This is a genomic window from Paenibacillus sp. FSL R5-0810 (assembly GCF_038002285.1).
Classification (GTDB): Bacteria; Bacillota; Bacilli; order Paenibacillales; family Paenibacillaceae; genus Paenibacillus_AQ; species Paenibacillus_AQ lactis.
In genome coordinates this window covers 5706553-5719668 of record NZ_JBBOCF010000001.1, presented here as the reverse complement: position 1 = coordinate 5719668, position 13116 = coordinate 5706553, and the positions used below count along the sequence as shown (strand labels likewise).

At 44.4% G+C, this 13116-nt stretch carries 14 protein-coding genes; all 14 read right to left on the bottom strand.

Annotated elements, in window-relative coordinates; all coding sequences use genetic code 11:
* Positions 1–21: 21 nt before the first annotated feature.
* The 14 genes from MKX76_RS25305 to MKX76_RS25240 all read right to left on the bottom strand — a co-directional run bounded on the left by MKX76_RS25305 (position 22) and on the right by MKX76_RS25240 (position 13102).
* Positions 22–4260 carry an IPT/TIG domain-containing protein gene (locus tag MKX76_RS25305; protein ID WP_341034787.1) on the bottom strand — a complete coding sequence of 1413 codons (4239 nt, stop codon included), beginning with the start codon at positions 4258–4260 and terminating at the stop codon, positions 22–24.
* Positions 4261–4281: 21 nt separating this feature from the next.
* Complete coding sequence (locus tag MKX76_RS25300; protein WP_341034786.1) at positions 4282–4623, bottom strand: hypothetical protein; 342 nt, start codon at positions 4621–4623, stop codon at positions 4282–4284.
* Between the two features lie 3 nt (positions 4624–4626).
* A complete protein-coding gene (gene fliS / locus MKX76_RS25295) occupies positions 4627–5010 on the bottom strand; it encodes a flagellar export chaperone FliS (RefSeq protein WP_341034785.1) in 384 nt (127 codons plus the stop codon).
* A gap of 45 nt (positions 5011–5055) precedes the next feature.
* Complete coding sequence (gene fliD, locus MKX76_RS25290; RefSeq protein WP_007132299.1) at positions 5056–6555, bottom strand: flagellar filament capping protein FliD; 1500 nt, start codon at positions 6553–6555, stop codon at positions 5056–5058.
* An 11-nt stretch (positions 6556–6566) separates the two neighbouring features.
* Positions 6567–6899 (bottom strand): flagellar protein FlaG, encoded by a 333-nt coding sequence (locus MKX76_RS25285; protein WP_007132300.1) that lies wholly within the window; start codon positions 6897–6899, stop codon positions 6567–6569.
* Positions 6900–6976: 77 nt separating this feature from the next.
* Entirely contained in the window at positions 6977–7804 is an 828-nt protein-coding gene (locus MKX76_RS25280) for a flagellin N-terminal helical domain-containing protein (RefSeq protein ID WP_007132301.1), read from the bottom strand.
* Positions 7805–7973: 169 nt separating this feature from the next.
* A complete protein-coding gene (locus MKX76_RS25275) occupies positions 7974–8174 on the bottom strand; it encodes a carbon storage regulator (protein ID WP_312889535.1) in 201 nt (66 codons plus the stop codon).
* Between the two features lie 13 nt (positions 8175–8187).
* The gene (gene fliW, locus MKX76_RS25270) at positions 8188–8652 is read right to left on the bottom strand and encodes a flagellar assembly protein FliW (RefSeq protein WP_341034784.1); all 465 of its coding nucleotides are present in this window, start codon (positions 8650–8652) and stop codon (positions 8188–8190) included.
* Between the two features lie 74 nt (positions 8653–8726).
* Positions 8727–9302, bottom strand: coding sequence for a DUF6470 family protein (locus tag MKX76_RS25265; protein WP_341034783.1), 576 nt, complete (start codon positions 9300–9302; stop codon positions 8727–8729).
* 12 nt (positions 9303–9314) lie between these two features.
* Complete coding sequence (gene flgL / locus MKX76_RS25260; RefSeq protein ID WP_341034782.1) at positions 9315–10208, bottom strand: flagellar hook-associated protein FlgL; 894 nt, start codon at positions 10206–10208, stop codon at positions 9315–9317.
* A 12-nt stretch (positions 10209–10220) separates the two neighbouring features.
* On the bottom strand, positions 10221–11792 hold the full coding sequence (gene flgK / locus MKX76_RS25255; protein WP_341034781.1) for a flagellar hook-associated protein FlgK: 1572 nt from the start codon (positions 11790–11792) through the stop codon (positions 10221–10223).
* 19 nt (positions 11793–11811) lie between these two features.
* Positions 11812–12312, bottom strand: coding sequence for a flagellar protein FlgN (locus MKX76_RS25250; protein ID WP_007132307.1), 501 nt, complete (start codon positions 12310–12312; stop codon positions 11812–11814).
* Positions 12309–12605 (bottom strand): flagellar biosynthesis anti-sigma factor FlgM, encoded by a 297-nt coding sequence (gene flgM / locus MKX76_RS25245; RefSeq protein WP_028405620.1) that lies wholly within the window; start codon positions 12603–12605, stop codon positions 12309–12311. The genes MKX76_RS25250 and flgM overlap by 4 nt, the downstream gene beginning before the upstream one ends.
* A gap of 86 nt (positions 12606–12691) precedes the next feature.
* A complete protein-coding gene (locus MKX76_RS25240) occupies positions 12692–13102 on the bottom strand; it encodes a TIGR03826 family flagellar region protein (RefSeq protein ID WP_341034780.1) in 411 nt (136 codons plus the stop codon).
* Positions 13103–13116 lie beyond the last annotated feature (14 nt).

Below are 13116 nucleotides of genomic sequence, written 5' to 3'. Positions count from 1 at the left end.
CTCCTAGAGATAAAAAGAATATCATTGGTACGAATACCCGCCTACCAGTAATACAAACTGACCGTCGCTGTTTTCAACTTTAATATCCACCGGACCAGTAATTGAGCTGGCTGGTACTCGTGCCCTTACCTCCCCAGTTGAATAGAATAAAGTTTGTACATTGATGTTGTTTATATACACCTTCGTTGCGGATTCAAAATTTGTTCCTTTAATGGAAATAAAGGATCCTCCAGCTAGTGGACCAGAATTAGGAGTCACACTCGTGATTGTTGGTGCCGGCTTCTTTGGAGGAGCCTCATAAGTGAAGCCACCTATTTTTTCAGCAAATTGACCATCTTTATTAACAACTCTTACATCGACAGACCCGCTTGTACTCGAAGCCGGAACTCGACCTCGAACTTCACTTACGCTATAGAATATTGTCTGTACCTCAGTGTTGTTGATCCATACTTTTGTGCTAGCATCAAAATTCGATCCTTTAATAATAATGTAATAGCCTCCTGTCATTGCCCCTTGAGAAGGGGAAATGGATGAAATAACAGGGGCTGGTGGTGGTGGTGGACTATTGTAACTAAACCCGTTAGTTACCGTCACCTCTTGACCATCACCGTTTAATACTCGTACATCAACAGGTCCAGACTGAGATGTTTGAGGAACTCTTGCTCTTAACTCATTAGCGGAGTAAAAGAGTGTCTGTGCGGCGACATGATTAATATAAACTGTCGATGTTGAGTTAAAGTTAGTTCCTTTAATTACAATGTAGTACCCTCCTGACATATCTCCAGAATTCGGGGTAATCTGCGTTACCGTCGGCGGAGGGGGTAACAGATAGGTAAATCCGTTGGCAAGTGAAGCTTCTTGTCCATCGGTATTCAGAACTTTAACAGTTACAGGTCCAGCGGTAGTGCTAGCTGGAACGACCACCCTTATTTGTGACGTTGAGTAAAACGTTGAATTGACTAGAGCATCATTAAAGTAAACTTTTGTACCGGCATTAAAGTTCGTTCCATTAACGTAACTATAATATCCTCCTGTCATAACGCCACTATCAGGGGAAAGAGAAGATAGCGTTGGTCCAGGCGGGGGAGGTGGTGCAACATAAGAAAATGCAGCAGAAGCGACTGCTGACTGATTTTCAGAATTGACCACCGCAACATCCACTGTTTTTTCTGTTGTCGATGCAGGAACCCTTCCTCTTAGCTCGCCCCCTGAATAATAAATTGTTTGGACCGGCTGGTTATCCATATGAATAACTGAGGAGCTAGTATAATTGGATCCTTTTACGACAATAAAATAGCCTCCGTCAAGGTTACCCTCTTTGGGAGTCACTGATGTTATTGTCGGAGCAGGAGGTGGTGGCGGAGCCAAATAAGTAAACGCATCAGCAGCAACGTACTCCTGTCCATCAGCATTGACAACTTTGATGTCCACGCTTTTTGAAATTGACGATGCTGGGACAGTCAATCTTATCTCTGTGCTAGAATAGTATGTTGATTGGACAAGCACATCGTCTAAATAAAGCTTTGCGGTTGAGTCAAAATTAGTTCCATAAATTCTAATAATATATCCACCTTGCATTGCTCCCTCATTTGGAGTTACAGATGTGATTGTTGGAGCTGCCTTAGGTGGTGGGGCTAAATAAGTAAAAGCTTTAGGTGCAATAGCTTCTTCACCGCTTGTATTCAATACCTTTACATCAACCACTCCACTTATACTAGATGCCGGAACAGTGGCACGTAGTTCAGTGCTGCTGTAAAATAGAGTCGCTGCTTTAACGTTATTTATAAACACCGACGAAGTACCTTCAAAATTAGTACCTTTTATCGTAACGATATACCCACCTTGCATAGTTCCTTCATTTGGAGTCACGCTACTTATAGTAGGGGTAGGCGGAGGCGGCGGACTCAAGTATTCAAAGGCTTGTGGTAATGTAGATTCTCTACCGAATTTATCTACAACTTTAACATCTACTTTACCTGGGATATTCGATTTTGGAGTAGTAAACGTTAATTCCGTACCACTATTAGATTTAATATCAACTCTTACAGAATCCAAATATAGTTCGGTAATTCCAATTAAATTAGAGCCCGTTACTTTTACCAAAGTTCCTCCGCTTTGAGGCCCTTCAACTGGAGTTAAACCATTGATCTCTGGTGGAGCCGGGAGAACATAAGTGAATGCATCAACTATAGCATCTTCTTGTCCATCAGGATTTACTACCTTTACATCAACCGTATCTGCGTTCTGCCACTGTGGAGTTCTTACTTTCAGTTGATTTCCACTATAGAAAATAACATTTTGTAGCTGTATGTCGTCAAAATAAACCTTTGCACCATTCTGAAAATACTCGCCTCTAATATCAAGCGTGAGGTTCCCGGTTACTTCACCTTTGTCAGGTGAAACACTTTCAATTACCGGCTTAGGATAAACATATTGATACCCGTAATCCAATACCGCTTCTTGACCATCAGGATTTACAACCTTCACCTTGACGGATTCCGCTTTGGCCCAACTAGGGGTTGTGGCTGAAATTTCAGTATCCGAAACAAACTCAGAGGTAATCAATGTGTTGTTAAAATAAACTTTTGCCCCATTAATAAAATGGTTACCGTATATTGCTACACTTTCATTCCCTAGCGTTAGTCCTTGATTTGGGGATAAGCTTTCGACTTTAGGTCCAGGCACATAAGAAAACGCCTGATCCGCAGTTACAACCGTTTCATCTGGATTTGTTATTGTCACATCTACGGTTTGAACCGAAGCAGATGGAGGCGTATTGACCACTATTTGCTTCGATGTTGTAGAGACTACCGTTCCTGCTTGATCACCAAACTTAATTTCAGCTCCTGGAAGGAAAAAGTCCCCGGTTATTACGACTCTAGTTCCGCCGGCTAATGGACCGATATTCGGGGTAATGGAGGTCAGAACCGGATTAGCAACGTACTTGTAACCCGCTGTCGCAAACTGCCCATCCGCATTTGTTACTTTAATCGTAGTATCACCTTGGACACCTTTTGGAGCCGTAACAATCAGTTGGGTCGAATCGATATATTGAATATTTGTTGCTGAATTTGATCCAAACACAACTGTTGGATTTGGCCTAAAATGCTGACCAGAAATAACTACACTCTCCCCACCGTCGATTAACCCTCTATCCTTTACAACTGAAGTGATCTCAGGGGCAGGATACGATACTTTAATGGAAGGATGCGGAACACTAAACTGATGTGGGGCTCCGGCGTAATCCTTGTAAGTTACATTTATATCTTCTGCTCCAGTGGAAATATTCCCCGTTTTCCCACCAGTTTTATGGCGAATTTTGTAGGTCAAAGTCAACGTTTGTTCTTTTAATTCATTAAATTTGAATGTGATAGTATTTCCGTTGACTACAGGTTGAGGAATATTATGAGAATAAGAATCTGGGACAATTTCAAATTCTGAACCTACACTATCGGTTACAGTTACATCGTAAGCACTGGCTACCCCTATCTCATCAACAATGGCTTCATATATCTCTGCAAGTCCAACCGATCCCAATACAAAATGATGATGGTGAGCTGTTGTAGCCATTTCTTTCATTAACTGGTTTGGAGCGCTTGAATCTGGATTTTCATTTACTTTTAATAAGGCAATCGTATAAAATACAATTTCTTCACTTTTAGCTAAGTTTGCTTGCTCCAAGGCTTTTAACCGGGCATTTTCCACAGGGGCAGGCTCTGTTGCTTCCCCGTCAGTCAAAAGAAGTATAACCGGTTGGGCATCTGGTCGATGATTGCTTAAAAGCTCCCGCGATTTAGCAATAGCGCTTGTTGTATTTGTTCCTCCGCTAGCACGAATACCGTCGATGTAGCTTTTTAATTCATCCGGATTGTTAGAAAGATCCTTAAACTTAACATCGCTAGCAAAATCAACGATTCCGATTCGGTGTTTCGAAAAATCCACCAAGTCTATAAACCCTTTTGCGGCAGCTTTAGCGTTAGCCATTTTGTCTTCGCCATTATTGTTACTTGGCAGCATACTACCGGAGCGGTCAATAATAAGTATAACATCATTTGGTTTCACAAAACTTGTGTCCCCAGAGCCTGTTACATTAAGTTGGACGTCTGTTTCACCACCCTCGAGGATTTCAGTGGGATTTACTGTTTTAGTAACCTTAACAGCCTCTGGATATCCCGCAGCTTGTGAACTAATGGGAAATTGCGTCCAAATTAGTACTGCTGCCAAAAGTATGTAAATATACTTGGCCAATGACCATTTCATTTAGCGAGCCTCCTTTTTTCTTCACTTTTTATAATCCACGAAAAAAGCATCCATTCTTTCATAATCGGATACTTTTCCGTATTGACTGGATGCATTTTTCTTTCTATTAAACTTAGTAAATTCCTCACCTAAGCCCTCTTTTTCTGATAGAATCATGCTAACGATTTGTTCATGCAACGTTTTGATCTCGATCAATTTTCCTCGGTCATGCTGTATGTTCCCCCGCTGTTGCAGTTGCGAAAAGAGAGCATCAATTTCACCGACATTTGCCTCATAATTTTCAAATTTCGGTTCTCTTAATACCTCTTTATACAAATGTATAAGACGATCTTCAAGCGACTGGGATTCTTTCGAACTAACCATCCTCTAATTCCCTTTCCCGCTCTTCACTAAGAGAACCGCTTGTTTCCATGTCTCAAGCATCCCTTTAGCAAAATCAAGAGTCTCATCCAATAACGTCTCATCTCTATTTATAATAAATTGAGCCAAATAGTTATTGTAGAAGAGGTATAGCTCTTTTAAGTTATGAGAAATTTCATACTGCAGATCCAACGTTATAATCAATTCGTTAAAAATGCTCCTCACCTTGTGCAATACTTCGACCATTCTTTCATAGTTGCCTTGGGCGTATAGCTGCTTTGCCTTCAGTAATGACCTTACCGTTTCCTGATATAGCAAAAGAGTCAACTCTCCCGGACTCGCCGTTTCAACCTGAACTTTCAAGTATTGCAGTTGTTGTGCATTTTGCATGTCCAATCTCTCCATAGTTCTTTTTAATTGGGCTTAGAGTTCAAATTAACCGCCGAGTTGTGAAACTAGCCATGAGCTTTGTGAATTCATTTTCTGAATGGCCTGCTCCATAGCGGCAAATTTTTTGTAATACCGAGTTTCAATATCCTTTAATTTTCGTTCCAAATCGGATTCCTTGTCGCCTAACTGCTTTAACTCTCGACCAAGTACACTGTCGTCAATAGCTTCAATAGATCCGCTACCAATTTTTTTAGTAAATTTATTAAGCTGGGCCGTAACTTCCTCATAAAGTCTATCAGCAAACCCCAGCTCTTGCCTCCTTTTCTTGATGTTTTCCGGGGTATCCGCGGGTGTATCCGAAGATTGTGTAAATAGTTGCTTCACTTCATCAAATCGGTTGTTTATCGCGTCTTGAAGTTTTGCTTCATCAATCTCCAGCTTACCGTTCTCTCTATAATCCTTTTTTACAGTGATACCAATCTGAGATAACATTTTCAATTGATCCCCGGTCGGTGTATCCAGCGGCAAATTTAAAGCCGATCGAAGAGACGAAAGTGTACCCGTGAGCAGATTGTCATTGTACAGCGTTCCGGCACGCGCCTTATTCTCCCACAATTCAATTTCCTTTTCGGACAAACTGCTTTTTTCTTCAGAAGTTAGAGGCTCATAATCGCGATTTTTTTTCGTTGTTGCAGCGGTTGAAAACAAATCAACAATTTCATTGTATTTTTCAACGAAATTTTTGATTTTATCTGCAATCCCGGATCGGTCAGTAGTGGCACTTATTGTTGCTTGTCCGCTTCCCCGGAGAGTTACTTGAACCCCATTGATCGAAACATTATTGGTGCTAGACTTAATTACATTACTTCCATTCACGGTATATTCCGCGTCCTCACCCGTTTTAGAAAGTTGAGCAGCGTCTAGGTTAAACACTTGCGCTAAAGCATTTGTTGTTCCCTGCGGGGTTATCTCAATTTTCGAGGAAGAACCCGTTGTCGTAGAACTCAGATACAGTACGCCAGAGCTTTGATCAAAACTTGCTTTAACGCCCGTCGTTTTCGAGTTATTATTAATATCTTTTACAATAGAATCCAAAGTCGAGGTACCCGCCGTAATGGTAATATTAGCCGAACCGCTCGCCCCTGTGATGGTAACAGTCCCACCTGTTGTGACCGGATCCGAAGAGGATTGGGAGACTTTATTCCCGACAATCGTCGCTGAAGAAGCCAATTTAGTCACCGATATTGTACTTGTACTCGGATTAGCCCCTCCTGATATAATGTCCAGTACGCCGGTATTCGAAGAAGTAGCCTTTACGGTTTCAAAATTAGATTCAAAACGCAATCCATCTACAGCACTTCGAAAGGATAACAAAGCAGTATTCATTGATCGATAGTCTTCCCGTTTCCAAAGTGTGTACTGTTTCTGTTTCAATACCTTGTCCAACGGCATTCGTTCGGCTCTCATTAAGTCCTTAATCAATGAGTCCGTATCAAGTGTACCGCTAAAGCCCGTTATCCTTATAGGTCCATTTATCCCCGCCATAACGCACCTCCCTACATTTTCTCGTCCACGAACACTCCAACTTGAAGACACATGTTATACACCATATCTAATAGTTTCTCCGGCGGAATTTCGCGAATAACTTTATTAGTTTCATTTTCAACGACAGTAACCATAATGGTATTCGTCTTCTCATGCAACTTCACCTGAATATGGGTCCCCATATCAGATAGCTTCTTGTTTAATTTATCCATAAGCTCAGGAACTGTATATTCTTCCTTGTTCTTGCCGCTTACCTGCTCTGATTGACTTGAAATTGCGGAGGTAAGATTATCATTTATCCCAGGGACCTGGAATGGAAATGAAGAGTTCGGTCCAACCTTCATTAGAGCCTCCAGTTCACATCAAAAATGGTTCTATAGTAAAAAAGCCGACCGGTTTCCCGGCCGGCTTAATGTAAAGATTAACGAAGCAATTGCAGAACGCCTTGAGGCTGTTGATTCGCTTGAGCCAACATCGCTGTTGCAGCTTGCTGAAGAATATTGTTCTTCGTGAATTCGGACATTTCTTTTGCCATATCAACGTCACGAATACGAGACTCAGCAGCTTGCAGATTCTCGGAAGTCGTTCCGAGGTTATTGATCGTGTGTTCCAAACGGTTTTGAACAGCACCGAGGTCAGAACGAATCGCAGAAACCGAGTTAATAGCAGCTTGAACGGAAGCCAAGTTTGCAGCAGCTGTCGAGTTCATTTCTGCAGATCCTTGCAAGTCAGTCAGACCGGCAATATCCAAAGAAGTTGCAAGAGCAGCTTGCAGATCAAGAGTGATCGTTTCTCCACCGTTAGCACCCACTTGGAAAATCACGGAGCTTGTAGAGCCATCAAGCAATTTTTTAGTGTTGAATTGAGTTTGTGAAGCAATCGAACCAATTTGCTCAGTAAGTTGAGCAATTTCCGAGTCGATTTTAGCAGCATCTGTTGTTGTCAATACTTCGTTCGCACCCTGTACATACAACTCAGCCATACGTTGCAGCATCGCATGAGTCTCGTTCAGTGCACCTTCAGCTGTTTGGATCAGGGAAATACCGTCCAAAGCATTCTTGGAAGCTTGCTCCAAACCACGGATCTGATTGCGCATTTTCTCGGAGATTGCCAGACCAGCAGCATCGTCAGCTGCACGGTTGATTCTGTAACCGGAAGACAATTTCTCCAGAGATTTGCCTTGTTGTGTGTTGTTGAAAGACAATTGGCGTTGCGTGTTGTAAGAGCTGATATTGTGGTTAATACGCATGATAAAATTCCTCCTTGGAATGTGTTGGTGATTCGCATCCATGCTTCACCCATTTGTGATCGAGACCATAGCGTTCGGCCGTCACTGCTACGTCTTTCGACCAACTATTATATTTATCGGCGTTTTAACCTTAATGTTTATAGCATATTGATATTTTTTAATAGATTTTTTATTCCCTTTTTTGTGCTGCTACTTGATTTAAAATATTCTGGATGTCTGTGTTAAACTCTATAGCATGCTGATTCTGCTGTTTAATTGCCTCATAAATTTCTTCTCGATAAATCGTAACATTCGAAGGCGCATCGATACCGATCCGGACCTGATCTCCGTTGATTTCAATGACGGAGAGGACGATATTATCATTGATCATAATTTTTTGCCCCTTATTTCGCGACAGGATTAACATCAGACCCCTCTCCTTTCTTCCCTCCCAACAGCGGTTGTTTGGTTGTATAGTTGCCATGATCCAAAATGATCTGGGCAGCGATGTTTCTGGCTTTGTTCAGTACGATCGGAGCCTTTAAGTTACAGGTAATATCTTCAGCAGAACGGACGGTTACGATCACCATCACCTGAACCTCCTCCTCGCTTTGCACCCCCAAAGCTTCAATCCAATGAGGGTCCAGTTGAAATTCATACTCCTTGAAAAAAGCAAACGGGTCCATCACGATAAACGTCAAATTTTCATCCTCAATGGATTGCAAAAATTCGAACGGATGTTGATTACCCTCAGATTGAATGATCACGTAGTTATGCAAGTCATTAAAGCCTAGTATAGGTCCTATAAAGGTTATTAATTGTTCTTCATCGATTTGGATAGGCCCAAATCTCTTGGTATTAACAATCATGCCTTCCGATCCTCCCTTTCTAACAACAATAGCTATAATGACACCTGTCCATTATAGCTATTGTATACCTGTCGTCAGACAACTGCATCCAGCTGTTTGCCCGTCGCAGACATAAATATAAAATTTTGATGAACCAAATACGGATTGACCTTGCCGGGATAGTAATCAATGATCGGCTTATGGGTCTCGGGATTAAAGGTAATTCCGCCCGGCGTGTAATTTGTATGCACTTGGCCCGGTATATAAGTAACATCCACATTGTCGTACCCCGGCTCCCCCGTAACCTCAACTCTCGGCCGATCTCCAAATACGCTGTCCCTTGCAATCTCTGCAAATGCGTTGCCGCCTTCATGAAAAGCCATCATTCGATCCCCGTTACGGGCAATATCTGCGATATTATGCATGGAGATTTGAAGAGAAGATTGCGACACACGATCCGTCATCTCCTCGAATCGGGCCTTGCCGAGTGCAGACCAAGCCTTTCTCGAATCAATCTCTAATACAGGACTAGTCCTCTCCATCTCAAGTTGACCGCGCTGCTGCTTCATGTTAAGTGATGGTCTTGGCTGCTCGATGCTTTGTTGCCCCTTGGTTGTTTCAAGTCCGATTATTGAATATCCTTGCTGAATCTGAATACGGGGAATATTCATTGGTATTCCCCCTTATCTTAGGAAGTCCATTAAGCTCGGACGAATAATCCGGGCCATCGTATCCAGTGATGCCTGATAAATACTTTCCGATGTTTTCAGGTCAATAATGACCTTGGAAATATCGGCGTCCTCCACCTTAGACTGGAGATCCATATAGTTAATATTCAAATCGCCTAGCCGACTGAGTGTAAACTCCAACCGATTCTGCTTTCCTCCCATTTCGGCCTGGGCCGTAATGGTTGTCTCCAAGTTTTTTTGCAAAGCCGGGATAGCATTCTGAATGCCGGCTGTATCATCTGCGAGCAGGGCCTTTTTCAGGTTATCCACGACGGTAAATATACCGGATGGGTCACCGTGAGCACCGAATACTTGCTCTCCGAGCGTATTAACAGAGACAGTAATCCCCGCACCAACCTGATACCTTACTTCACCGTCGTCTAGCTTGTATGCCGTTCCTATCGGATCATCGGGAAATGGCTTCTCATCTGTTCTTTCACCGTTAAATATATATTTACCTTTAAACTGGGCATTGCCAAGGGAGATCAGCTGCTGATACATCTGTTCTACCTCAGCAGCAATATTTTCACGCGCATCCTTAGGCACCGTATCCGTTCCACCTTGAACGGCCAGCTCCGATAAACGCTGAATGATTTGAGTAACCTCGGTCATGACCGTGTCCCCGTACTTCAGCCACGAGTCTGCATCCTCCGCATTTTGCTCAAACTGCGTCGTCGCCGTAATTTGGCTGCGGTATTGCAGAGCACTGGCAACGCCGACCGGATCGTCGGAAGGACGATTGATCCGGCGCTGGGTCATCATCTGCTCCTGGTATTTGTCCAGGCGTTTATAGTTACCCTGCAGTCCGCTCATCATGGTGCTAGTCATCATGGATTGCGTTATCCGCATCGTTCATTCCTCCTATCTGCCGACGACACCGGTACTGTTGATTAATTTATCCAGCATCTCGTCGATTGTCGTAACAACGCGCGCGGACGCGCTATAAGCATGCTGGAAGCGAATAAGATCGGACATTTCTTCATCAAGCGAGACGCTGCTGATCGACATACGGAGCGTGTCGGCGTGCTCTACAAGCAATGACCCATTCTCCACCATTTTCTTAGCGTTACTGCTGTCCGTACCTAATTTGGAAATGACCGACTGCAAATATCCTTCAAAACTTGTAACATCCGTTACGCCGCCGTTATTGTTGTTCGGGTTAAAGCTGAATGTGCGTTCCGACAAGCCGGCAATCAATAAGGCCATGCCGCCATTCCCTTTTAGAACGACCTCAGCCGTACTACCGTCCGGGTTCGTCTTCATCTCGGTCCGTAGGGACGCTGCGATGTTCTTCAAATCTGCCTGGATGGTGGCGCTTAATCTCATGTTCCCCGCTGTAATCGGCCCGCCGTTTGCAGACACGAAGAAATCCGTCCCGGCAGTTGCCGGTTCATTCAATGTATAACCCAGCTTATGCAGTCCGTTGAGACCATCCACCGTATGCTTCGTGTCTTGGGCCAGCTTGCGCGGATTGGTTGGATCCATCACCGCATTCGGGATCGAGACACCTGGAGGCAGAATCGTGCCTGCCGGAAGTGTCACTTCCACTTTTCCGGTCGCGAGCGTATTTGCCATAATGTTAAGCTGGTTGATGTACGTTTCAACATGAACATCGCGGGACGTAACGTAGCCGGCAATCTCACCGCCCGTTAACGTAGTAGCAATCGCTGCGGTTACCGGGGTCGACGCCATATCATCAACTACGACCTGGTTTCCGAACGTCACCTGATACACATCCCCCGTTTCGGTCACGCTGACATTACCGAGAACGGAGAGCTGATCGACCAGTAAGTCCCGCTTATCTCTCAGGTCATTCGCGTTGTCGCCAAGACCCTCGATCCGTTTAATGCTTCGCGTCAGCTCCGCAATCTGATCGATATAATTGTTAGCTTCCTCCACCTTGGTGTCGATGCGGGAAGTCAAATTGTTTCGAAGCGTATCCAGCTGGGAGTATATGTGGTTAAACGTCTCCGTCAATGCGATCGCTTTCTGCTGAACGGCCATGCGGGCCGATAAATCCGTATCGCTCGGATTTTTGCTCAGCGTCTGCCATGCAGTCCAGAACTCTGCAACGCTTGCGCTTAAACTGCTCTCCGAAGGTTCGTTGAAAATCCCCTCGATATTCGAAAGCGTCTCCTGCTGAACGTTCCATGTTGACAAATTCGTGTTTTGATTCCGATATTCAATATCCAGTAGATAATCGCGTACCCGCCGGATGCTCTCAGCTTCCACGCCCATACCGAGCTGGCCCGCTGCCTGCGAACGCTGCATTCCCGGAAAGGCAATCGGGTTAGATGCAACCAGACGTGTCGTCTGCCGGGAATAACCAGGGGTATTGGCATTCGTTACGTTATGGCCGGCCGTGTTAATCGCAGCCTGCTGGGCAATCAAGCCCCTTTTTCCGATTTCGAGCAAATGAAATGTAGATCTCATCGTACCTATTCCTTTCTTCTTATGCCCTGGTATCAAACATGCTTCGGACTTTGCCTGCCGTACTCGGCTGGTTCGGATTCTGATATAGCATGTCATCTTCTGGACGGCTGACCAGCAGATTCAGGCTGTAGTCTATAAATGCAAGGGACTGTTCAATCAGTTCCCGGTTGATCTGATTCAATTCCTTAAGCTCGGTTAGCCTGTCCATTAATTGACGCTGTACATCCAACAGCTCCGTCTTCTCATCCGGGTTAAATACAAGACGAGTCATTTCAGTAACCGTCAGCTGAAGCTGGGAGCGGATGCCCTTCTCGCGCAAAAAATCCTCTGCAGCGCCTTGTCGCAGCGCTTCCGTTTCCGCCACCTGCTTCAGCAGGCGGTTCTCCCTGTTCATGACTGCTGCCAGGCGTTCCACATCGTTCGCTATAATGGCTTGCTTCTTATCATTCCCCGCCTCGATCAGCTGCCGGTGCAGCTCGTCCTGACGCTTCATATAATCGATAATGGATCTTGCACTCACTTGGATTCACCCGATTTATTGTAGGTTTGAAAATATGGGAGCAATTTATCTACAAGACGGTCTGCCGGCACTTCATAGGTGCCGTTAGATACGGCTTCCTTCAAGCGCTGGATTTTCTCTGCACGCTCCGGATCCTGTACCTTGCTTTGTGCGCTCAGTTCCATCGCCTCCGGTGAAATCGATACTTCGTCTTTCTTGCGTTTCTTCTTATCGATATGCTGTAGCTCCCGAGATTCTATATTCCGTTGATACGAATTGACGCCGTTCACGCGTCCCGATTCGTTAATCTTCACGTTCAATCACCTCACTTAAAATAAAAAACCGATAAGCTTTACTAAGTTTATCGGTACGAAATGGAGCATAGTTAATAGTTCAAAAGTTAGTATTTACGCAGTTTATCGACTGCGCGATAAGTCTCTTTCCCTTTGCCGGACCCGGGCTGATGTTCCTGGTCGGTCTCAGCCGCTTGACGAAGCTCCCGCGTCAGTCTTGTCCTGCAGGACTCGCACATATTGCTCTCACGGATCAGCGTGCCGCATACCTCGCACGGATAAGCCATGTTGGGCGCATTGGCAATCGATATCCGGCCTTCCCTGATAAACCGGGTAATCTGGCGGATCGAAACCTCTGTCGCCTCTGATACTTCATGGATCGTCGCGCCTTTCTGCTCCCGCAAATAAGTAGCGCATTTCTCGTATTCCTTCTCAATCTCTTTCAAGCATTCCGAACACATATCCCGAAAATTCAATGCATACAATCTGCCGCACCGAGGGCAATTCCCCAGATTCATGCTAAACGACCTCC